At 49.3% G+C, this 22,994-nt stretch carries 21 protein-coding genes; 10 read left to right on the forward strand and 11 right to left on the reverse strand.

Features of this window, described 5'->3' with window-relative positions; all coding sequences use genetic code 11:
• Positions 1-10: 10 nt before the first annotated feature.
• Together ftsH and folP are read left to right on the forward strand one after the other, a co-directional pair.
• On the forward strand, positions 11-1,939 hold the full coding sequence (gene ftsH, locus IEW74_RS02615) for an ATP-dependent zinc metalloprotease FtsH (protein WP_188661150.1): 1,929 nt from the start codon (positions 11-13) through the stop codon (positions 1,937-1,939).
• A gap of 61 nt (positions 1,940-2,000) precedes the next feature.
• A complete protein-coding gene (gene folP / locus IEW74_RS02620) occupies positions 2,001-3,083 on the forward strand; it encodes a dihydropteroate synthase (protein ID WP_188661152.1) in 1,083 nt (360 codons plus the stop codon).
• A gap of 1 nt (position 3,084) precedes the next feature.
• On the opposite strand, the gene IEW74_RS02625 is transcribed toward folP, so the two are convergent.
• Positions 3,085-3,306 (reverse strand): IMPACT family protein, encoded by a 222-nt coding sequence (locus tag IEW74_RS02625; protein ID WP_188661154.1) that lies wholly within the window; start codon positions 3,304-3,306, stop codon positions 3,085-3,087.
• Positions 3,307-3,435: 129 nt separating this feature from the next.
• Between IEW74_RS02625 and glmM the strand changes: the two genes are divergently transcribed.
• The 4 genes from glmM (at position 3,436) to IEW74_RS02645 (ending at position 7,482) form a co-directional block, all read left to right on the forward strand.
• Positions 3,436-4,779 (forward strand): phosphoglucosamine mutase, encoded by a 1,344-nt coding sequence (gene glmM, locus IEW74_RS02630; protein ID WP_188661156.1) that lies wholly within the window; start codon positions 3,436-3,438, stop codon positions 4,777-4,779.
• Positions 4,776-5,591 (forward strand): bifunctional hydroxymethylpyrimidine kinase/phosphomethylpyrimidine kinase, encoded by an 816-nt coding sequence (gene thiD, locus IEW74_RS02635; RefSeq protein ID WP_188661158.1) that lies wholly within the window; start codon positions 4,776-4,778, stop codon positions 5,589-5,591. The genes glmM and thiD overlap by 4 nt, the downstream gene beginning before the upstream one ends.
• A 90-nt stretch (positions 5,592-5,681) precedes the next feature.
• Positions 5,682-6,671, forward strand: a complete 990-nt coding sequence (gene moaA / locus IEW74_RS02640; RefSeq protein ID WP_188661160.1) for a GTP 3',8-cyclase MoaA — start codon at positions 5,682-5,684, stop codon at positions 6,669-6,671.
• Between the two features lie 43 nt (positions 6,672-6,714).
• A complete protein-coding gene (locus tag IEW74_RS02645; RefSeq protein WP_188661162.1) occupies positions 6,715-7,482 on the forward strand; it encodes an NAD kinase in 768 nt (255 codons plus the stop codon).
• Positions 7,483-7,485: 3 nt separating this feature from the next.
• On the opposite strand, the gene IEW74_RS02650 is transcribed toward IEW74_RS02645, so the two are convergent.
• From IEW74_RS02650 to IEW74_RS02695, 10 genes are all read right to left on the reverse strand, one after another.
• Positions 7,486-8,751 carry a hypothetical protein gene (locus IEW74_RS02650; protein ID WP_188661164.1) on the reverse strand — a complete coding sequence of 422 codons (1,266 nt, stop codon included), beginning with the start codon at positions 8,749-8,751 and terminating at the stop codon, positions 7,486-7,488.
• Positions 8,751-9,275 carry a hypothetical protein gene (locus IEW74_RS02655; RefSeq protein ID WP_188661166.1) on the reverse strand — a complete coding sequence of 175 codons (525 nt, stop codon included), beginning with the start codon at positions 9,273-9,275 and terminating at the stop codon, positions 8,751-8,753. The genes IEW74_RS02650 and IEW74_RS02655 overlap by 1 nt, the downstream gene beginning before the upstream one ends.
• Positions 9,276-9,277: 2 nt before the next feature.
• Positions 9,278-10,906, reverse strand: coding sequence for a hypothetical protein (locus IEW74_RS02660; protein WP_188661168.1), 1,629 nt, complete (start codon positions 10,904-10,906; stop codon positions 9,278-9,280).
• Between the two features lie 191 nt (positions 10,907-11,097).
• Positions 11,098-11,697 (reverse strand): hypothetical protein, encoded by a 600-nt coding sequence (locus IEW74_RS02665; RefSeq protein ID WP_188661171.1) that lies wholly within the window; start codon positions 11,695-11,697, stop codon positions 11,098-11,100.
• Between the two features lie 2 nt (positions 11,698-11,699).
• The gene (locus IEW74_RS02670) at positions 11,700-12,917 is read right to left on the reverse strand and encodes a transglycosylase SLT domain-containing protein (RefSeq protein ID WP_188661173.1); all 1,218 of its coding nucleotides are present in this window, start codon (positions 12,915-12,917) and stop codon (positions 11,700-11,702) included.
• 4 nt (positions 12,918-12,921) lie between these two features.
• On the reverse strand, positions 12,922-13,764 hold the full coding sequence (locus IEW74_RS02675) for a TP0624 family protein (protein ID WP_188661177.1): 843 nt from the start codon (positions 13,762-13,764) through the stop codon (positions 12,922-12,924).
• Between the two features lie 105 nt (positions 13,765-13,869).
• On the reverse strand, positions 13,870-14,859 hold the full coding sequence (locus IEW74_RS02680; protein ID WP_188661180.1) for a hypothetical protein: 990 nt from the start codon (positions 14,857-14,859) through the stop codon (positions 13,870-13,872).
• A gap of 26 nt (positions 14,860-14,885) precedes the next feature.
• Complete coding sequence (locus IEW74_RS02685) at positions 14,886-15,992, reverse strand: hypothetical protein (RefSeq protein WP_188661182.1); 1,107 nt, start codon at positions 15,990-15,992, stop codon at positions 14,886-14,888.
• Positions 15,993-16,224: 232 nt separating this feature from the next.
• On the reverse strand, positions 16,225-16,623 hold the full coding sequence (locus tag IEW74_RS02690; RefSeq protein ID WP_188661185.1) for a c-type cytochrome: 399 nt from the start codon (positions 16,621-16,623) through the stop codon (positions 16,225-16,227).
• 306 nt (positions 16,624-16,929) lie between these two features.
• Complete coding sequence (locus IEW74_RS02695) at positions 16,930-18,093, reverse strand: type 2 periplasmic-binding domain-containing protein (RefSeq protein WP_188661188.1); 1,164 nt, start codon at positions 18,091-18,093, stop codon at positions 16,930-16,932.
• Positions 18,094-18,264: 171 nt separating this feature from the next.
• Between IEW74_RS02695 and IEW74_RS02700 the strand changes: the two genes are divergently transcribed.
• The 4 genes from IEW74_RS02700 (at position 18,265) to IEW74_RS02715 (ending at position 22,891) form a co-directional block, all read left to right on the forward strand.
• A complete protein-coding gene (locus tag IEW74_RS02700; RefSeq protein WP_188661191.1) occupies positions 18,265-19,056 on the forward strand; it encodes a dienelactone hydrolase family protein in 792 nt (263 codons plus the stop codon).
• 96 nt (positions 19,057-19,152) lie between these two features.
• Positions 19,153-20,940, forward strand: coding sequence for an ABC transporter transmembrane domain-containing protein (locus tag IEW74_RS02705; protein WP_308419082.1), 1,788 nt, complete (start codon positions 19,153-19,155; stop codon positions 20,938-20,940).
• 28 nt (positions 20,941-20,968) lie between these two features.
• Positions 20,969-21,652, forward strand: a complete 684-nt coding sequence (locus IEW74_RS02710; RefSeq protein ID WP_188661194.1) for a DUF2927 domain-containing protein — start codon at positions 20,969-20,971, stop codon at positions 21,650-21,652.
• A 6-nt stretch (positions 21,653-21,658) separates the two neighbouring features.
• Entirely contained in the window at positions 21,659-22,891 is a 1,233-nt protein-coding gene (locus IEW74_RS02715) for a glycerate kinase type-2 family protein (protein WP_188661197.1), read from the forward strand.
• Positions 22,892-22,994 lie beyond the last annotated feature (103 nt).

The following is a 22,994-nucleotide window of genomic DNA, read 5'->3' on the forward strand; positions in this document are numbered from 1 at the left end:
GAATCCTAACGTGAACTTTAGCAGGAACCTCGCGCTGTGGGTTATCATTGCATTGCTGATCTTTGCGCTGTTCAATCTGTTCCAAAGCTCTAACCAGCAAATGGACCAATCGACTGTGCCGTTCTCCGACTTCATCACGGCTGTTGAAGAGGGTAACGTGCAGGACGTGGTCATTCAGGACAACACGATTACGGGCACATATCGCGATGGCATTAAGTTTCATTCTTATACGCCGGACGATCCCAACCTGATTTCCACCTTGCGTGAAAAAGGCGTGAAAATTACCGCTGTGCCGAAAGATGACAGTGTGTCGTTCTTCTCTATCCTGATCAGCTGGTTCCCGATGCTGTTGTTGATCGGCGTTTGGATTTTCTTCATGCGTCAGATGCAAGGTGGCGGTGGCAAGGCGATGGGCTTTGGCAAAAGCCGCGCACGTCAATTGACGGAAAAGCAAGGCCGCGTTACGTTTGATGATGTGGCGGGGATTGAAGAAGCCAAGCAAGAACTGGAAGAAGTGGTCGATTTCTTGAAAGATCCGTCCAAGTTCCAGCGTCTTGGCGGTAAAATCCCCAAAGGTTGTCTGCTTGTCGGCCCTCCGGGGACAGGAAAAACATTGTTGGCGCGCGCCATTGCCGGCGAAGCCAATGTTCCGTTCTTTACGATTTCCGGTTCTGACTTCGTTGAAATGTTCGTCGGTGTCGGTGCCTCTCGTGTACGCGATATGTTCGAACAAGGCAAAAAGAATGCTCCTTGCATCATCTTTATTGATGAGATCGATGCGGTTGGTCGTCATCGTGGCGCCGGTCTTGGCGGCGGTAATGATGAACGCGAACAGACCCTCAACCAATTGCTGGTCGAGATGGACGGCTTTAGTGACAACGAAGGTGTGATCCTGATTGCCGCGACCAACCGTCCCGATGTTCTGGACCCGGCCCTTTTGCGCCCCGGTCGATTTGACCGTCAGGTTGTTGTGCCGAACCCGGATATTCAAGGTCGGGAAATGATTTTGGGTGTTCATATGCGTAAAGTTCCGATTGGCCCGGATGTCGAGCCTTTGGTCATTGCGCGTGGAACGCCGGGTTTCTCCGGTGCGGATTTGGCAAACCTTGTGAACGAAGCGGCCTTGTTGGCAGCACGCCGTAACAAGCGCCTCGTCACCATGAGTGAATTTGAAGAAGCCAAAGATAAAGTGATGATGGGTGCGGAACGCAAATCCATGGTCATGTCCGATGACGAGAAAAAACTGACGGCCTTCCACGAAGCCGGTCATGCCTTGTGTGCCCTGCATATGGAAGCATCCGATCCGATCCATAAGGCAACGATCATTCCGCGTGGTCGTGCGTTGGGGATGGTGATGCGTTTGCCGGAATCTGACCGTGTGTCCTTGTCTGTTGAAAAATTGCGGGCGGATTTGGTTGTTGCGATGGGTGGACGTGTGGCCGAAGAACTTGTTTTTGGTAAAGACAAGGTCACAACCGGTGCATCCAACGATATCAAGCAAGCTACCAACATGGCCAAACATATGGTTATGGAATGGGGTATGAGTGACAAGCTTGGCCCGATTGCTTATAGCGAGAATGAACAGGAAGTTTTCCTCGGCCATTCCGTGACGCAAACGCAGAATAATTCTGAAGAAACAGCCCGTGTGATTGATTCAGAAGTTCGTGAAATTATTGAGACGGCTTATGATAAAGCAACAGCTATTCTCACAGATTTCCGCGATCAACTGGATATTATCGGGAATGGGTTGATTGAATTTGAAACCCTGTCCGGTGATGAAATCCGCGAACTGTTAAACGGTAACCCGCCAAAACGCGGCGGCACCGGCGGCGCGGCGGGCGGTGACGGGAAACGTCGCAGTACGATCCCGACAGCAGGCCATAAGAAAGACTCTTCGGATGGCAACGGCGTTGAGCCGGAACCGCAACCGGGTGAGTAATCTTTAAACACCTTATCACCCCGCATATTCTGCGGGGTGATTTGTTTTTTGGGGTAAGATAATGACATTCCATACGGACACATTCGGTTCACCATCCTGGCCCAGCGGGTTTTGTTCCCCTGAACTTGATCTTGCCAAGGCGGTCTATCTTCGACCACTGGCCCCGTTTATAGAGGGTGGCTTTGACTTCCCGCTTTATGAAATTGCTGTTCGTCTGGATGGGGGTGTCTGGCGTTTTACCTCTACACATAGTGATTTAATGCAATGGGCAAACGAGGAAGGCGAAGACCTTGTTGCCCATGTTGGCAAAATGCTGGAACGTTTGGAAAGTCCAATTCGGCGATTTGCCGGGCTTGAGGTCGGACGCCGTCCTTTGATTATGGGAATTGTCAATGTCACCCCGGACAGCTTTTCAGATGGGGGTGATAATTACGATGCGTCTGACGCAATTGCGCATGGGAAAGCCCTGCTGGCAGCGGGTGCGGATATTCTGGATATCGGGGGGGAATCAACACGCCCGGGTGCGGCCGCTGTGGGTTTTGAGGAAGAGGTCCGCCGTGTTGTTCCCGTCATTCGCGGGTTAAAGGGTTTAGGGGCGAAAATCTCCATTGATACACGACATGCAGACGTCATGGTCGAAGCGGTGGCAGCGGGTGCTGATATTATTAATGACGTAACCGCCCTTGAAGGCGATGGTGCGCTGGAAGTTGCCGTTCAAAGTGGTGTACCCGTGATGTTGATGCATATGCAGGGCGAACCGCAAACCATGCAGGATAATCCGGTTTATGAAGACTGCGCGCTGGATGTGTTTGATTACCTGCAAGACCGCATCCGCGTCTGTGAAGAAGCTGGCCTGAAACGGGAAAATATCTGTATTGACCCCGGTATCGGGTTTGGTAAGACGCTGGATCATAATATGGAAATTATGAACCGTATTGGCCTTTATCACGGGCTGGGGTGTCCTATTCTGCTTGGGGCATCACGCAAAAGCTTTATCGCGAAAATCTGCGGTGATATTCCGGCAAAAGATCGTCTGCCCGGCTCGCTTGCTGCGGTGTTGAAAGGGGCGGATGTAGGGGTCCAGATCGTGCGTGTACATGATGTTGCTGAAACCAAGCAAGCCTTGGATGTCTGGTGTTATTAACTTATCTGCCGGGTTTGACGTAGCTTAAAGGTGGTGCCTCTTCAATAAGGCGTTTTTTGCCATCAAACGCGCGAAAGGCACTGACATGATGATTGGCTTTGGGATGTTCACGTCGCAGGCGGTCCAGTTCACTATCCAGCACAGAATAGGGCAGGAGAAAGGCCAGAAAGCGTGATTTTTTTTCTTCTGTTTCGACAAAGACGGGATGTTTGATGGTTTTCATGGGGAAATAACAAAAAAAGCAGGGAAACACAGGCTAACATTTGCGCTTGAATTGCCCAAGTGCTAAACCTGAATGAGATCAATTTGTCGATCCCACGGTGGGGCGGACAGCAAGGAAAAGACGAACGGTATGACACGGAAACTCTTTGGCACAGACGGTATTCGCGGGACGGCAAATATCTATCCGATGACGGCGGAAATTGCGATGAAAGTCGGTATGGCAGCCGGACATTATTTTGTCCGGGGTACTCACCGTCACCGGGTTGTTATTGGCAAGGATACACGCTTGTCCGGTTATATGATCGAACCGGCCCTGGTATCGGGGTTTGTGGCGATGGGGATGGATGTTTTATTGGTCGGTCCGATGCCCACGCCTGCGGTTGCCATGTTGACCCATTCCATGCGCTGTGATCTGGGGGTGATGATATCTGCATCGCATAATCCGTTTGGCGATAACGGGATCAAGCTGTTTGGTCCCGATGGGTATAAGCTGCCGGACAATGTCGAATTAAAACTGGAAGAATTGATTGAAAGCGATTTGTCGTCCCAATTTGTATCACCGGAAAAACTGGGCCGTGCGACCCGTCTGGAAGATGCATCGGGTCGATATGTGGAATTTGCCAAAAAGACTTTTCCCGAAGATTTACGTCTTGATGGCCTTAAAATCGTTGTCGATTGCGCCAATGGTGCGGCCTATAAAGTGGCCCCGGCAGTGTTATGGGAACTGGGGGCGGAGGTCATCCCCGTTGGTGTGACGCCGAACGGGTTTAACATCAATAAAGATTGCGGATCGACGGCAACAGATACCCTCAGCCAGCAGGTTGTCACCCATAAGGCCGATATCGGGATTGCCTTGGATGGGGATGCGGACCGTTTGATCATTTGCGATGAAAATGGCGATGTGATTGACGGGGATCAGATTATGGGGCTGGTGACCACCCATCTGCACAAGCGCGGATTGTTGAAAGGTGGTGGTCTGGTTGCAACCGTCATGTCCAATATGGGGCTGGAAAAATATCTGGAAGATCAAGGTTTGACGTTGCAACGTACACAAGTCGGCGACCGTTATGTGGTCGAACGGATGCGCGCGGACGGGTTCAATATTGGTGGCGAACAATCCGGTCATATTGTTCTGGGCGATTATGCCACAACCGGGGACGGCCTTGTTGCAGCCTTGCAGGTCTTGGCGGTGATTGTGGAACGCGGACAACCCACCTCGCAGGTGTGTCGACTGTTTGATCCCTTTCCGCAGATTTTGAAAAATGTGCGTTACGGTAATACGTTCCCGTTGGATGAAGAAAGTGTCCAGCAAGCGATTGAGGAAGGGGAAGGCCGTTTGAATGGCGCGGGTCGCGTCCTTATTCGTAAATCCGGCACAGAACCCCTGATCCGCGTGATGGCGGAAGGTCAAGACCCGGCCTTGGTCGAGGAAGTCGTGGATGATATCGTGGCTGCGGTGGTCGAGGTCTCATGAACGGGCGCGTCTTAATTATTGCCGGTTCGGACAGTGGCGGCGGGGCTGGCATTCAGGCAGATTTAAAAACGGTGACGTGTCTTGGCGGGTATGCCATGACAGCTATTACGGCCCTTACAGCGCAAAATACCGAAGGTGTAACAGCCATCCATGATGTCCCTGTTGATTTTATCAAAGAACAAATCCGTGTGGTTTTAAGCGATATCGGGGCAGACTGCCTGAAAACGGGGATGTTGAGCCAACCGGGCGCAATCCATGCGATTTGTGATGTGCTGGATGAGTTGGCGCTGGATCTTCCGATGATCGTGGATCCGGTCATGGTGGCAAAGGGTGGGGCATCATTATTGGCGGATCAGGCGCTTGAAGCTCTGACAACCCGACTTATCCCACGCGCAACGGTTTTGACCCCCAATGTGTCGGAGGCTGAAAAACTAAGCGGGCTGTCTATCCAGACCCCGGATGATATGAAAGCAGCGGCAGATATTTTATTTACGCTGGGACCAAAGGCCGTTTTGATGAAAGGCGGTCATCTTGATGAAACAAGCGAGATGGTGACGGATTATCTTTATCTGAATGATGGTCAATGCCATGTTTACGAAGGCGAACGTTTGTTAACCCGTCATACGCATGGCACAGGCTGTACAACCGCCTCCGCCATTGCTTGCGGACTTGCGCAGGGCATGACGTTGCAACAGGCTGTGAAGCGTGCGAAATCATATGTTTTTGAAGCCATTCGCACCGCGCCGCGCTATGGTCGCGGGCATGGACCGCTTAATCATGGGCATACTGTAAAACAGGATGAATATCCGTAATTTATTGCGGGTTTTTGATCATCGTCATTTGGGCTATTCTGTTATGGGTATAAGCATGTCCGCACCAACAGAGAAAAAGAGCCCTCACCCATGAAGGATGCCTTCGGTCGAACGATTACTTATCTACGCGTTTCCGTCACGGACCGCTGCGATTTTCGTTGTACCTATTGTATGTCGGAAGATATGTCGTTTTTACCACGACAGGAGATTCTATCCTTTGAAGAAATGGATCGGATCTGTACGGCCTTTATTCGACGCGGCGTGACCAAAATCCGTTTGACGGGCGGGGAACCGCTGGTTCGTCACGGCATTATCAATCTGATTGAAAAACTTTCACGTCATTTAAAAACAGGTGATTTGAAAGAACTGACCTTGACCACCAACGGGTCGCAGTTGACGAAATATGCCGATAAACTGGTGGAACTTGGTGTGCGCCGGATCAATGTCTCGCTGGATACCTTAGACAGTGATCGTTTTACAGAAATTACGCGGTTCGGTAAATTGGACAAGGTGCTTGCCGGATTGCAGGCTGCAAAAAATGCGGGCCTTAAGGTCAAGCTGAATACAGTTGCCTTGAAAGGGCAAACAGATCAGGAATTGGACGATCTGTTGACGTTTGTGGCTGATAACGGGTTTGACCTGACCTTTATTGAAACCATGCCGTTGGGGGAAATTGGCGGATCACGTGTGGATCATTACTTGCCGTTGAGCGAGGTGCGCGACCGGATTTCCCAACGTTGGACCCTTTCTGATACCGATTATGCCACAGGTGGCCCGGCGCGTTATGTCGATGTTAAAGAAACGGGCAACCGGATTGGTTTTATTACGCCCATGAGCCACGGTTTTTGTGAAAGCTGCAATCGCATGCGCCTGACCTGCAAAGGGGTGCTGTATATGTGTTTGGGTCAGGATAATAATCTGGACCTGCGCGAAGTGGTGCGTGCGAGTGAAAGTAACGAGCCATTGCAACATGCCATTGATACGGCCCTTAACCTGAAACCCAAGGGCCATGAGTTTATTATTGATGAAAGTGAAGACGGTCCTGCGCTTAATCGTCATATGAGCGTGACAGGCGGTTGATCCTGAGTCTATAGTGTGCGCAAAGCTGAATGGGGTTTTGCAAATGTCCGATCCGAAAATAGCCTTCGTTGCCGGTAAATCCGATAGCGCACAGGATGCCATGTCCCGCCTGTGTGGGAAATATGACCATGTGCGCCCGGACAAGGCCGATGTTATCGTCGCCTTGGGCGGGGACGGGTTTATGTTGCGCACCCTTCATAAATATCTGCATTTGAACAAACCTGTTTTTGGGATGAACCGGGGATCGGTCGGTTTTTTGATGAATGAATATCGTGAAAACGACCTGATGGGACGCATTCGACGCATGGAAGCCTTTGAACTGCACCCTTTGCGTATGGAAGCGGTTTGCAAAGGCGGCAAAGTCAAAGAAGCGATTGCGTTTAACGAAGTCTCCCTGTTTCGTGAAACAGGGCAGGCTGCGCATATCCGTGTCAGTGTGGATGGTGTTGTCCGTCTGGATGAAATGGTCTGTGATGGATTGTTGATTTCCACACCTGCCGGATCGACAGCTTATAACATGTCGGCATATGGTCCGATCCTGCCGTTGGGGGCGGGGGTATTGGCTTTAACGGCTATTTCCGCCTATCGCCCAAGACGTTGGCGCGGGGCAATCCTGCCGCAAAGTGCAACGGTTGATTTCGAAATTCTAAGCGAGGACAAACGTCCGGTCGGCGCGTCTGCCGATTTTAATGAATTTCGTGATGTGGTGAAGGTCAAGGTCTATGAAGATCGCAGCCACTTTTCCAATGTCCTTTATGATCCCGAGCATAATCTGGAAGAACGGATTTTGCAGGAACAGTTCATTGGATAATTTTTAGTATTCCAAGGAATGCAATGTACTGATAACAGTGATTTTTTCTTCGCTGAACTGGGCCTTGATAGCTTCCCAATCGGGTTTGCCATTTTCAACTGTTCGCCGGATCATGCGGTTGACAGCATCCCCCAGCGGGCTGGAAGAGGCAAGCGCGACAACCCTGTAATCTATAGACCGTTTCAGGTTTTTCGGCAAAATTAAACGCCAGCCGATCAGGCCTTTCTGTAATTCAGGTTGCAGCAGGCTTTCGCGGTCAGCCATCAGAAGGTGCCCGTCTTCAATGCGCTGGGCATAGGCCCACATATAAGCCGGGGCACCGACATTATTGATGGTGATTTCAAGGGCGCATAGACCGTCCAGGGGGCTGGCGGGAAAAGCATTCCCATCTCGCGATAACGGGATGATATTTGGTTCTGTGCAGCCTTTGTCATCGTTTGCACGTAATTCGGATATACCGATTTTTAAACTGCCGGAACGCAAGGCGATGATATTGTCCTCAAATTGCAGATAAAGCCCGGTGAATAAAGCGATGATACAGACAACAAGGGCGATGATCTTCGCCATGCGATGATCTTTGATCGGTTCCGGTGCATTCAGGTCTGGCTTGTAAAGGTCGATTTCTTCACCCTCGTCAACATCATCCCCCGCATCTTCAGCCGCAGCGGCTTTTTCTTCTTCGAGTTTGGTATAGACATCTTCCAGATCGAAACGATTAAGAATCCGTTTCACGGTGATGATAGATTCAAGGCGCAACATATCGCCATCGATGTTCATACGTTCCAGAAAATCATCATCGGGAACAAGCCCGGCCCCACCGGGAATGAAGCAAAAAACGCGCACGTCCTCTGCGCGCAGGCGTTCAAATAAATCTTTGGAGGCCAGTAGCTTTTCCTCGATATGATCGACGGGGCGGACATTTAAATCCCGGTCGACTTCGCCGCTGAGCCAAATGGCATTGAGCACTTTATCCTCAGACGAGGCCAGTTGGTTTTCCTGAAACAGGGCATGGGCGACAAAGGCACCAAGTTGCCAGCTGTTGCCGTCTGTAATCGGTTTGTCCACATCCATGCGAAAGGCGCAATGTAGGTAGGAACGTTGAATAATGCCGGTGGGTTCTTTGACAAAACTGTCATAGGCGCGCGAAATCGGCAAGGCCTTGGCTGTACCATCCAGACAGATAACGCTGCGCACGTTCGGGTCCTCACGCGTGATGCGTTGAACTTCAACCGGGCCTTCCGTTGTGGCTATGTAAATTCTAATCGACATTACCGCAGAATGACGTCAACTTTCGGTTTACGCAAGGCTTTGACGATATCATCTTGCACAGACAATAAAATCTGCGCTTCCCCGTCATAAAAATCCTCAATAACAAGGCGATGGAAGGGGCCGTTTTCTTCCTCAACAAACAAAAGAGAGGGAGAATCGTCACGGTCTTCGCTGTGAATTAACAGATAAATTTGATTTTTGTCAGCCTGTGAAGGGCGCAATGTAATGACGAAACCATCGCCCTCGCGGCGCTCAATTTGACCAGAGCTTGCCGCAGCCGCGCGCATCATTGTTGCAATGGATTGTTTGTTAAGCAGTCGTTTCAGATCCCGGCGCATTTTCAGGCTTGAAGACAAAGCTTCCTTTAGCGCGGGGGTGGGAACATGATCGCCCTGCGTGGCATAGGCATATAGTTCGCTGAACCCGATGATGTTATGGGATGTATCGGTTTTTTGCATCAGACTATCGAAATGATCAAGCATGTGAAAAATGGTTTCGGCATGTTTGGGGATGGTGTCTGTCATGGTCAGCCTCTCGCATAGATTTTGTCGAACTGTCCGCAAAAAACGGCGAGATCGTGTGAAAATTGTTTCTGCCAATTGCCTTCGCTTAGATTGGTCTGATCAAGACGTTCGAGAAAGGCCTCGATATCGCGCGCGACATCCAGCAGAAGAGCGGCCCCCAAGGAGAAGGCCTGAACCAGATCGGGAGATTGAGACACATCATCCTTAAAGCCTTTGCGCGATAATCCGCTATAGGCTTTTTGTGCATTTTGCATAAGCTGGGCGATATCCTGGCCAACATTTTCGCTTTTTTGTACCAGTTCGATGAAATGATCGGCAATCCGTCTGGAATGGAGTTGCACGACATTGTCCTGATCCGGGGTTGTATCCAGTCCCAAATGTTCAGATAAGGGGGAAAAATCGATGCGGGGGTCCAGTTTCAGCATGACGGAAATCGTTTCGTGCGAGCGTGCCAGAGCCAGGGCATGCAGGCTGGCATAGATGCTGCGTTCAATATGATGACTTAGGTTTTGGTAAGTGATTTGACGATCCTGATAGGTTTCTTCCGGTCCTTGCGCGATGATCTCTTTTAATTGCAGGGAGCCTTGTTGTTTGCGCAAGGCTTGTGTCAATCTGGCTTGAGTTTTGGTAAAAATGTTGGCGCGTAAAATCGATAAAGGTAAGCGTAATGCCAATTCACCTGCCCCTAAAAGGTTTTCAAGGTGGGATGTTTCCTGTTTGTTGAGGAATTTGACCTGATCGACCGGGGGGGAGCTTAATTGCATCAACGGCGATATGGTTTCTGAAACACTGTCCAATGTTTCAGACAGAATATCCGGGTCGATTTCGCCTGCCTCACGATTAGATCCGATGGTGCAGGCATAGTTCAGTGCCATAAGACTGCGGGCACTTTCCACTGCCTGAATGGCACGGATGAAGGTGGATAAAACACTATCAAATGTCTTGAAATCGACGCCTTTATCCTCATCGACGGAGGCCTCTTGCCAGAATTCTAAAATCATAGGGTCGTCAATCGCATCCACATCATCGGCGCAAAAGGCGAGAATTTTACGAAATTTGCGTTGTGATTGGGCGGTGGGCAGATGTTCGCGCAAATAGGCATAGACAAGACGCGATAGGGCATTGGCGGCTTCGGACACGGATTTGCGACTTAAATCACCGACGAGCATGGTTTGAAAAATATCATCAATATCGCAATATCCCAACGCGGTGAGTAAAAATTCCATCATGGCCGACAAGACAGGCATGCGGCTGAACTGAATGGCAAAACCACCGTCACTATATTGAATTTGCAGACCATTGGTGTCGATGGTCAGCCGACCCCCGTCATAGCTTTGCAGGGCGCAATGGCAATACTGGCGGAAATTGGTGCTATGGGCGGCTCCGCTATCCCAAAACAGGAATTCATAACGACCTTTTTGCGGGGAAAGATCATGGGCGCAGACAATCAGGTGGCACAATTCCATGATCGGTGTGGCGTAGGTGCGACAGACCACCATCTTGCCCAACTCGCGGCATACATTGGGGGGGAACTTGGGCTCGCCGTTGATTTCACTTTCCGATATTGTATGTAAAACAGCACTCAGTTCACTGCTTTTGCCTGATTCCAGCAATAATTCTTCTGATCCCATAACGGTCCGTTCCTTGAATGTCTTTTCGCTATTGTAGTGAAAAACATGCCTTGGTCTAGGTCTGGTCGTATTTTTAAGAATACTATGAAAGGATTAGGGCGATTTTTTATTCGCACTCAACAGATTGCGTCCATTTCCCTTGACATGGTAAAGCGCGCACCCCGCACAGTGAAGAAGATTCATCCATGTTTTTACCAGCTTTGACCATTGCGGGGTCCAAAATCATCAAGGGATCGGTCTGCGGGATTGCCGCGTAGATCATCGGATAAATTTTCCCACTTGCCTTGTCCTTGTCTGCGACCACGTTCGATCGGTTGTCTCGGCCAGTCAGGTTGCAGGTCGGAATCAAAATCGGGTTGACGGTCCCAGCGGTTAGAGATCAGATACCAAGGGATGTTGCGTTCACGACAGGCAATTGCGGTTCCATTGTACCAGTCTGAATTGACCATGACACTGTGACGAAACCGCCGACAATCGCGGTCCCGGCGATCACGGACATCACCGGTGGGGCGAATGCGGGCACTGACACCTGCGTACCACCTTGTCGTTAAACCGTTTTCAGAAAAGAACAGGGCTTTTTCTATTTCGCTATTCATTTTTACTTCGTCACGGACATCAAGATCCAGACCGGCCTCAGAAGACAGAATAGATCCGATATCGCTGCCCATAACTTCGCCGGGACGTAAAGGGCCGGTCGTTTGACAGGCGCTGAGAAAAGCGACTGCTAAAAAGGGGAGAACAAGTTTTTTAATCATCTTACAGACCTCGTCTTTGATATAGGCTTTTCGCATAGCTACGCATCCCAGCTTGCGAAGGTTTTGGTGTCTTTGCTGACGCGACTTAAATAGGTTTTGGTTTCTGCATAGGGCAGATTTTCTTGCAGGTATTGATAAATTTGTTGGGCGTTCATTGTGTTTATTTTTTGAATGGCCGGTTTTAATTTCATTTTTCCGGTAAAGGCCTTTGCCACATTGCCGGGTCCGGTGTTGTAGGCGGAAATCACAAGATATTGCCGGGCGAGGTCGTCTTTGACTTTGCCGAAATAACGGGTGTTGAGTAAATGCAGATAGGTGGCCCCCAACATAATATTTTTGTCCGGGTCATAAAGAACCTCCACGCTGGGAATGACCTGCTTGCCTTTTAAGTAGCTATAGGCCTCTTTCCCGCCACTGGTGGCGACCAGTTGCATCAAACCAAAGGCATTGGCAGGCGAACGTGCGCGCGGGTTAAAAGCACTTTCATTTTTGATGACGGATAAAATCAACGAACGGGGCAATCCATATTTGGTTGCGACCTCTTCCACAGGATCCTGCAAGGCTTGCGCACTTAAACGATCTCTGTCTGTGCGTAGGGGAAGGGTCAGTCGGGCGAGACTTGCCCGTTTTCCTTGGGGTAGGGCCAGTTCACGCGTCATAAATTTGGGTTGCGTGCGCGGTGCAATTATTTTGGATAGTTCGTAGCTGCGCTTACGCTCAGACTGTTGGGTCTGTGAAGGTTTATCCGCCTGCCATTGACGTTCAGGTCTATGTCGTGGGCGTTCTATGCGTTTGCGTGGTGTTTGTGTTGGCCAGTCGTCGCGAAAGGCAGATGTTTTTTCAATCAACTTGCGGCGAAGGGCAGCGCGTTCATTCAGTTGCTCGCTATCTTCCAATAAAAGATCCTGAAAGTCCCGCATCAGATCATTTTGAGTACGTTCAAACCCCTCAATCGACATTTCGCCTTTATCATAGTCAACGATAATGCGGGTTTTTCGGTCTTGACTATAGCCGACCCAAACTTTTGCATCGGGGAGTTGACGACTTTCCCCCCAGATATCAGCAAGTTCCTGATCGAGTTCTGCGACACCTTCGCGTACAGCCCGGTCAAAGGCTTGATCTGTCTTTTCAAATATTTCTTCGTATTGGTTATCGATTTTATCCAGCCAGTCGTCTTGTGCACACAGTTGCTGGGACATCAGGAAACTTGCGGCACAACCGATAAACAACAGGCGATATGAAACAGACTGAACCATCGGCTTAATCCAGTGCAACGATCAGGTGGCCTTGTTTCAAAGCGTCCAAGGCGTTGATTTTTTGACCATCGGCTTCAGAAAGAACAATTCGATTATCAGGGGAGACACCAACGGCTTTGATGATTAACGGGTTTGACCCGCTGACGGACATTTTTTTTGCTTTGGCAATATCTTTGGCATAATGGATCAAACCGGTATGGGCGGTAATCTCAGCATCAACACTGTCTTGCGAATAGATCGTTTTGTCTTTTTCGTCGATAATTTCCGGGGCAAGGGCGGGAAGATAAAGCGCCTGTTCCAAATCAATGATGACGGAGGTGGTTTCATTGTTGGAAGAAACCGGTTTTGAAGACGGATTTGTTTTTTGGGGTAAGTTGAGAGTAGCACCCGTCAGGTTTTGCGTGGTGGCCTGACAGGTTGGTGTGATGCAAACACGTAAAGTGACTTCGGCCAGAACGGTTTCACCCCGGCGGGATGTTTTGTCTTCATGCCACGAGACCTGTTCGGCAATTTGACGCGCACCGCGCAAGGTACCTTTAATCCGGGTGGCTGCCCGTGTATCGCCCCGGCCCAAGGTGGCGATGGTGGTCAGTCCCGTCAGGCGAATCCCCTTGATGATTTCCAGCAGGCGGGCTTGTGCGGTTGTTCGCGCTGCCTGTTTGGCCATCAGTTCTTCCTGCACACGGTTTCCCATGTAACGTGATGTGCCTTGCCCGGTGGCTTCGACATAACCGTTTGTCCAATCCGTCAGGCCGTCAGGTGTCGCTTCTTGCCAACCGTCCTGCGCATGGGCAGTCGTATAAATTCCCAAGCAGAGGATTGCTGTAATTAGAAAAGATACTTTCAAGATCTCGCCCTCATTTTTATATGTATGTTCGGTCTATGAAAGGGGGTGAACGGTTTTGTGAAGACGGTCATAAATTATAAAAAATGACCGCCTTGCTAAAGAACGCTACCACTTATCGCCATCGTTGTAGTAACGGCTGCGGCGTTTGTTCACTTTGGAAATGGTGAACTCTTTCCCCTGATAGGTCACACGGCCCGGCATGCCGAGATACTCAAGCGCACGCACGAGATTGCGTTTGAGTTTTCCGGTATGAAGACGGGTTTTATAGACATATTCGTGGGTTCGACCGAACGTAGCCGCCGGGCGGTGGTCGATATAACAGGAGAACTTGGCAAGAATGACATCTTCCATATCCAGCATTTCCTGTTCGGTGAAATTGCGGAAATTCATAAAGACATCCTGTGCGCGCCCCCGGCAACCATCATTGCCTGCACGGCGGGCAACCGGTGTGCCACCATTTTGTGAGGCCTTATCGTCTGTGGCAAAATCATCATCTTGGTCGTTGTAACCGTAATCAACTTCGTCCCCGAGTTTTTGAACCAGAACATCAGCGACATCACGGGCCAGCAGGCGGGCATTATTGCCGACGGTTTCCAGAATGCATTCCCGGTTACAGTTGACCGGTGCGCGAAAATTGCGGGGAGACGCAATTTCAAAATTTCCGAGGCGGCGACCGGAATGAACATCTAGAAGGCGACCAGACAGACGGGTGCGGACCTTGGTGGTGTAATCCAGCCGTTCTGCGCTGGCGTAAATTTCAAATAAGACGACAATATCAATGGGCGGGCGTTTTACAGCGCGCGCGATATCAATCAGTTCCGCGTCACTGCGCCGGGAGCGGCCTTGTGCAAAATCATCCAATGTAATGGCTGTTTCGTCATAGACGTCGAAACCGTCCATATTCATGGTTTCACTGAGTTCATTTAAAACACGACGAAAGACGCGGCTGTCGCGTGGCACAGCGTCCATATCGCCATCTTCACCCATAATCATCAAGTAGGGAAGTTCGGCGGCTTGTGCAGCAGGTAAGCGCATGCCAAAAAGAGTGAAGATAGCCAATGCCATCATTAAAAGTGGTTGTGTGAAACGTGTCATGTTTATCCCCTGAACATACAGATAAATTATTCAAACATCGGGTCGTTAAAACGATAGGTCAGTTGCCGGTTTCGGACTTTGAAATCGAAAGGGATATCGCGATTATGTAAAAGGGCGGATATCTCTGTATTCAAGGCACCGGGTTTTAATAAAGACCAATAGGAAAGGCTGAGAGCATTTTTTTTCTGATAAGTGACTTTATGGCGAACATAACCGTTTAAATTGGTTAAATCGGTTGCCAGAAATTCTATGAGTTTGGGATCGAAGCGTTGAAAACTGATCCGGTAATCCTGACCATCGTCATAGACTTCTTTTTGAAGGACATCGACAAGGGTGGCCCCGATTTGGGCGCTGGGGCCGTAAATATGTTCTCTGGCCTGCAAAATAATGGCATTTCGATCGTTTTGGGTGTCTCTGGTCCAATCGGTCATTGCAAAGTCGGTTTCGCGTTTGTCGATGGAACGACCATTGGCAACATCCACGCTTTCAAGGCGCAGGGTATAAGGCGCCTTTTGCCCTTTTAGCAATTCTACGAAAATAATAAAATCGGCACCGGATTTTTTGGCCCGTTTGAGATTGTTTTTACGATCTGTAAAACGATAGGTGTTGCGATCTTGAAGGCGGATGGCTTCACTGTCGAGAATCTGGAAACGGAAATCATCGCGTAATGTGGTTTCCACCGCTTCGCTTAAAATACGAAACTCATCGCTCAGGCTTGAAATCGCATCAAAATCATCATCTTGGGCTGCCACCAAAACACGCGGATGAGATGCCATTTTCATTAAGGTTGCAAGGGCTGTTGCGCTGTCTTCAATGTTCTGCTCATCGATTGTCGCATCAATTGTGATGTTGAACATCCCTTGTGCGGTGCTGTCTTCTTTTAGAATTTTGTAGCTGCTTACAAAACCACGCGTATGTGTCAGGATTTGCTGGCGCACGATCTGGAAATTTTCAACCAGCGTATTGCTTTGCAGATTTGTTCCCAAACTCATCTCAACAGCTTGGCGCAAAGCGTTGTTTAACGCTTGTCGCTTGTTAATCCCTTGGGCACTGACTTCAACGCCGTGTGCAATCTGAGGGGATAGAAAAAGTAAAAAGCTGATGAGGGAGAGAGAAAAAAGAAAATCACGCATTGTATAGAAACCTGTCTTCATTGTGCTGTCTTACATCGCGTGTTGTTTTATGGAAAGGCTAGAAAGAAAAAATACTTACGGACATTATCATTTATATATACACGTTTAAAGCTATCTTTACTGTCTTTTGATTGTTTTGTTGCGCCTCAATTCGGAATAATAAAAAAAGCCGTAAAGGTAAATCCCTTTACGGCTTTTTGATCAAAAAAACGCAAATAAGGCGTTTGATGGCTTACATGTTTGCTTTCAAGTAAGCGATCACGTCTTTGCGGTCTTGTTCTTTTTTCAGTTTGAAAGTCATTTTGGATTTAACTTTCTCACCGGCTTTGTCAGACAGGTATTTGGACGGGTCCAAGAGGTATTCCATCAGGGCCGCATCGTCCCAAGACAGTTGGCCAGCCGCAGCCAAGTAACCTTTGGAGTATTTGTAACCTTCAGCAGCGCCGCCGGCACGGCCGAATGCACCAAACAGGTTTGGACCTACTTTATGTTTGCCGCCTTGTTCGATGGTGTGGCAAGACTTGCATTTTTTAAATACTTGCTCGCCTTTTTCTGCGTCGCCGTCTGCCAGTGCAGAACCGCTTGCAAAAGCCACCATGCCGGCAACGGCCAGAGCCAGAACTTTACGCATACTTAATTCTCCTAAGCTTAGAATTCTGTGAATCGATCGGCGATATATTATCAATCCGTTCGGGTTTGGCAATAGTTTAAAAACGTCCAACTTGAAGTTTTTATAAAAATAACAAAGAGGATGTGGAGATCTCTAACTGATTGTTTATAAAAGATTCCAGTGAACCGTTTCTGCTCTCTTCAGGGTTATGGAGAGAGCAGAGCATCATTTTGAATGAAAAAATGCAAAAAAACGGTTTTTTTGCACTTACTGCAAAAAGAAGATATTGGATTCGTTTCCTTTCCTTTATCGCGGTCTTGGCGGTGTTTAAAAATCAGAGGGATCATCTTTTAGCTGGCTCATTTCCTGCCATGTCTTCCTGTTTTTCAAAAAGATATTCAGGCTTTCCCAGACTTCCAGAACGCTTTGATCTTTTCTGACTTCTTCTGCCAGAACCTGTTCCCATGCTTGTTTAAGCGGGTCCAATATATAGCTGGGCATACGTTTGAGTCTGACGTCTTGTTTGATAAGGTCGCTTAAGCCTTTGAATTGTTCTTGCGGGGCTTTTGCCAGTTCAATCGCGCTCCGTTGATCACAAGATGTTTTCAAAAGGGATTGACGTTCCTGATCCAATTGTTTCCAGGCACGGGTATTGATCAACAATAAGAGGGGTTGCCCCTGATTTTGCCAACCGGGGAAATAATAGTTTTTGGCGTAGCGGCTGTAGCCCGATTTCGCATCTTGTGACGGGGCGGAAAAAATGGCCCCGTCCAGTTGCCCCTGATCGAAAGCGTTCGGGACTTCTTCGGCCGAGATTGCGTTTACTTTTGCACCGGCCTTTGCCCAGACTTTTGCGCCCAAACCTGTGACACGGATGCGTAGCTCTTTGATTTGTTCTGCATTGTGCAATTCGTTGACAAACCAGCCTGAGGCCTCAGGCGGAAGGTACCCGCAGACGAGAGCTGTCACATTGTGCTTGGCGAAAATGTTTTTAAGCTTGAGGGTGCCGTTTCCGACCTGCAACCAGGCCATCATATCGGCAGCATTCGGGCCGAAGGGAAGTGCTGAAAACAGTGAAAGGGCGGGTTCTTTATCGGCGGCAATCTCTGCGGTGGAAAACAGGGCGTCAATCCGGCCTGATGCAATGGCGTTAAACAACCGGTCTGCGCCAATGACATCTTTGGCGGGCAGGATCGGTAAAATCATCTTATCACCGGACAGCAGGGCCAGTTGTTTAGAGAACTTTTGTGCCTGTGCACTTACATTGGGATGATCAGATGGAAACGGCGGGGCAGAGCGCCAGTGGATTGCATCCCCGTCTTGCAAGGCGGATAAGACAACGGGAGCTTCTTTGTTATCCCCGGTCAGTTCACGGTCTTTCAAAACGGCCTTGGAGGCCGTGTGGCTTTTAATTTGGGGTGTCAGAACCGTTACGCCGAGAATGACGCCAACGACCAGACCGATAACAAGACCGATGACTATGTGACGCATTTCCCTCATCCACTTTATGCGTTGGTGAAACCCGTATCGGGAATCTAGGGTTAAGAAACTAGTTCAAACAATAAAAAACAGCAAGCACTTGCAATTTTCATCACTTGTACCAAACTGCTGTTAGAGTGGTTCTAATTTATTAAATAGCTTTTATATTTTATGGAGAATGCCATGTTTCGTTTCGCACTTTCCTTGATCTTGGGCATGTTTGCCTTGTCAACAGCACAGGCAAAAGTCATTGGTCAGGATGTTAAATATTGGGTCGATGGTCAGGAAATGACCGGCTATCTTGCTTACGATGATTCTGTAACCGGTGCACGCCCCGGCGTTTTGGTGGTGCATGAATGGTGGGGACATAATCCATATGCCCGCAAACGTGCAGAGATGCTGGCAAGTTTGGGTTATACCGCACTCGCACTGGATATGTATGGGACAGGTAAACTGGCAGACCATCCCAAAGATGCTAAAACGTTTATGATGGAAACCATGTCCAACATTGCCGTGGCTGAAAAACGCTTTGATGCCGCCCATGCCCTGTTGAAAAGTCAGCCGGAAGTGGACGGGGGGAAAACGGCGGCGATTGGGTATTGTTTTGGCGGTGGTGTTGTCCTGCATGCAGCCCGCACGGGGCGTGATCTGGATGGCGTAATCAGTTATCACGGTTCGTTAAAACCGATGACAAAGGCCGAGAAAGGCGTGATCAAGGCACAGGTGCGTGCCTTTAACGGTGCGGATGATCCGTTTGTTAAGCCGGAAGAAATTGCAGCTATTAAACAGGAAATGCAGGATGCAGATGTCGATTTTCGCTTTGTCAATTATCCCGGGGCAGTTCATAGCTTCACCAACCCGGATGCCGATGATTTTGCGAAACGTTTTAAAATGCCGGTGGGATATAATGCCGCCGCCGATGCCGATAGCTGGGCACAAACACGTGCGTTCCTGCGTGATATTTTTGCGCGTTAGTGTATCCTGAAACCTTCGTACAATTATCTCTCCCTTGCCGGATTTCGATTGCCCGCCTATCTTTGAAGCCACTTATAATATAAGGATAAAAATAAAGTGGCTTCTTCACCGCGCCTCATGGATCGTCCTAAAAGTAAAAATTTTCATGTCCTGATCCGGCTTTTTTCCTTTCTTGCGCCCTATAAACCCCGCGTGTTGCTGGCTTTTGTTGCCCTGATTACAACCGTGGGGGCGACACTGGGGCTGGGGCAGGGGCTTAAGCAACTGATTGATGCCGGCTTTACGGCGCAAAACCCGCAGGCACTTGATAATGCGCTTGTGTTTTTGTTGATCTTGGCGGTTGTGATGGCGGCTGGGACGTTCTTGCGATTTTTCATGGTTTCCTGGATTGGGGAACGGGTTGTCGCCGATATTCGCCAAGCGGTCTTTCAACGTATTCTTTCCTTACATAGTGCGTTTTTTGAAGTCACCCGCACGGGGGAGATACTGTCGCGTCTGACAACAGATACCACGTTGTTGCAGTCGGTCATTGGTTCCAGTGCCTCAATGGCCTTGCGCAATTTCCTGAATTTGCTGGGTGGTGTGGCCATGTTGTTTATTACCAACGCCAAATTGACAGGGATTGTTTTATTGGTTGTGCCGTTGGTAGTGGCCCCGATTGTCATTTACGGGCGCAAGGTACGTACGCTTTCCAAGGAAAGTCAGGACCGTGTAGCCGATGTCGGGGCCTTTGCTGAAGAAACCATCAACGCCATCCATACGGTGCAGGCCTTTACCCATGAACGCGAAGATGAACGTCGTTTTCTGGGGGAAGTCTCCGGTGCCTTTCAGGCGGCGGTGAAACGGATACAGGCGCGCAGTATTTTAAGTGCAAGCGTGATTTTGCTCGTGTTTGGGGCGATTGCGGTTGTCATGTGGATTGGTGGGCGTGATGTTATGAACGGGGCGATTACAGGGGGCGAACTTGCCGCCTTTTTGTTTTATGCCACAATGGTTGCCTTTAATGTCGGTATCATCAGTGAAGTGATGGGCGAATTGCAACGCGCCGCCGGTGCAACCGAACGATTGGTCGAGCTGCTGGATAGCGAAAGCGAGATCAAGGCCCCGCTTAACCCGCTTATCTTGCCGGAAAAACCGGTCGGTCATGTACGGTTCGATCAGGTTGATTTTCGTTATCCATCCCGCCCGGATGAATTGGCGCTCAAAGATATTTCACTGGATATTGCTGCCGGGGAAACGGTTGCGTTGGTTGGCCCCAGCGGGGCGGGGAAAACGACCATGATGCAAATCCTGTTGCGTTTCTTTGATGTGGAACGTGGTTCGGTTTCTATTGACGGGGTTGATATTGCGTTGGCGGACCCGGAAGAAGTGCGCAAACGTATGGCATTGGTGCCGCAAGATCCGGTTATCTTTTCCGCAAATGCATGGGAAAATATCCGTTATGGACGACCGGATGCCACCAATGACGAGGTCCGAAAGGCAGCCGATGCCGCACAGGCAACGGAATTTCTGGAAAAACTGCCTGATGGTTTTGATAGTTTTCTGGGGGAAAAGGGCATGCGTTTGTCCGGTGGACAGCGTCAACGTCTGTCGATTGCCCGCGCGTTGTTGCGCGACCCGAGTATTCTTTTACTGGATGAAGCGACAAGTGCGCTGGATGCGGAAAATGAACGTGTCGTGCAAGCCGCCCTTGAACGTTTGATGGTTGGACGCACGACTTTGATCATTGCCCATCGACTGGCAACGGTGGTGAATGCAGATCGAATTTGTGTCATTGATCAAGGGCGCATCCAAGCAATAGGTACGCACCATCAGTTGATGGAATCTAGTAAGTTATACAACCATTTGGCAAAGTTGCAGTTTTCTGCCGATGTGCCACAATAGGAAAGGATAAAAAAAGAAAGGCCGACCCATGAGATTGTTGTTGATACTGTTCGTTTTGCTGTGGTCGTACAATGCACAGGCGGAAACGCAACGTTTAACCCTGAACGGTTTGGTGGATCATTTCATGGCGGTGGTGTTTGTACATGAACATGGCAAGACGGGGCGCGAGGCCAAACCCTTGATCAAATGGAGCGGACCGATCATTTATTCGCCGTCCGGTACCTTAACCCGCGAACAGGTGACCAATTTTTTTAATTTAATGCAACAAATTCAGCGATTGACCAAGCTGGATATGCGTATGGCGCAAAAAAGTGATAAGCCGAATTTAATTATCAATTTTATGCCGCAAAAAGTTCTCGCCAAACAGGTGGCAAAGGGGATCAATTGTTATGGCAAGATATCGGCCAAGAAAACCTATGAAATAACAAGGGGTAGGGCCTATATCCCGTCTGATCGACCGGATAAGACCGATCACTGCCTGATTGAAGAAACGGTGCAGTTGTTTGGTTTGACCAACGACAGCCCGATTATTGCGGATTCTATGTTCAACGAAGAGTCAAAAAGAACAACCCTGTCGATTTCAGATCAAATTTTGTTAAAGGCGCTCTATGATCCACGCCTGAAAGTGGGCATGACGAAGGCTGAGGCCGAACCGATTGTGCGTCAGGTCATCAGCGATATTGTTAAAAAAGCGCAAAGCCGAAAGAAGTAACCCGACATGAAAGATATGCTGAAGCAGGCATTTGAGGCGGCGGTTGCTGCGGCTGATCCCGATGTTGTGCTGGAACGATATTTACCAAATGATCGTCAGGCCAAAGTGACGGTTATCGGCGCCGGTAAAAGTGCGGCAAAAATGGCGGCGGCCTTTGAACGTGCGTGGCAAGGTCCGGTGCAGGGGTTGGTTATGACCCGCTATGGTCATAAAGTGCCCACCCGGTTTATCGAGGTTGTCGAAGCGTCCCACCCTGTCCCGGATGACGCCGGATTGCAGGCGGCGCAGCGCATATTGGATATGGTGTCGGAACTGGGCGAAGACGATTTGGTTGTGGTCTTGATTTCCGGTGGCGGCTCAGCCCTGTTGTCGTTACCTGCCAAGGGTGTCAGTATCGCGCAAAAACAGGCAGTGAATAAAGCTTTGTTGCACAGTGGCGCGACGATTGATCAGATGAACTGTGTTCGTAAACACTTATCAGCCATTAAAGGCGGGCGGCTGGCAAAAGCCTGTTTCCCGGCCCAGCTTTTAAGTCTTGCGATTTCCGATGTACCGGGGGATGACCCATCTGTTATTGCGTCTGGTCCAACGGTGGGGGATGTGACGACATGCACGGATGCCCGTGAAATTTTAGACCGTTATGGGATAAATGGATACGATGATCTGTTGGTTGAAAGTGTCAAGCCGGATGATCCTTGTTTTGCCAGAAGTACTTATAAATTGATTGCGACCCCGCAAAGATCATTGCAGGCCGCATGTGATTTTTTGGCAAATAAGGGGATTGCTTCTCTGATACTAAGTGATCGTATCGAGGGCGAGGCACGTGAAATTGCCAAAATGCATGGGGCGATTGCACAGCAGATTGTGACCTATGGGCAGCCGGTTTCCGCACCTTGTGTATTACTGAGTGGTGGGGAAACAACGGTGAGTATTCGCAACCCGGAAGGGGCAGGTGGGCCGAATGCGGAATTTTTACTCAGTCTTTTAGATCATATGGACGGGATCGAAATGGTCTATGCCTTGGCGGCAGATACCGACGGGATCGACGGGTCCGAAGATAACGCCGGGGCGTGGATTGATCCGACATCGCGCCAACGGGCCAAGGACAAGGGATTGAAAATAAGAGACTATCTGGACAGCAATCAATCCTATCGTTTCTTTTTCGAAATGGGTGATCTTTTCGCACCCGGTCCGACTTTGACGAATGTGAACGATTTTCGGGCCATTTATATTGAATGACATAAACGTGACATCAACTTGTAGGCACATTTTTCCTATTGCCAGAATCTGCAACTGCATATAGAGTTAAGGCATAAAAACGGTTCAGAATGAACCTGCGATT

It is taken from the genome of Terasakiella brassicae (assembly GCF_014641495.1).
Lineage (GTDB): Bacteria > Pseudomonadota > Alphaproteobacteria > Rhodospirillales > Terasakiellaceae > Terasakiella > Terasakiella brassicae.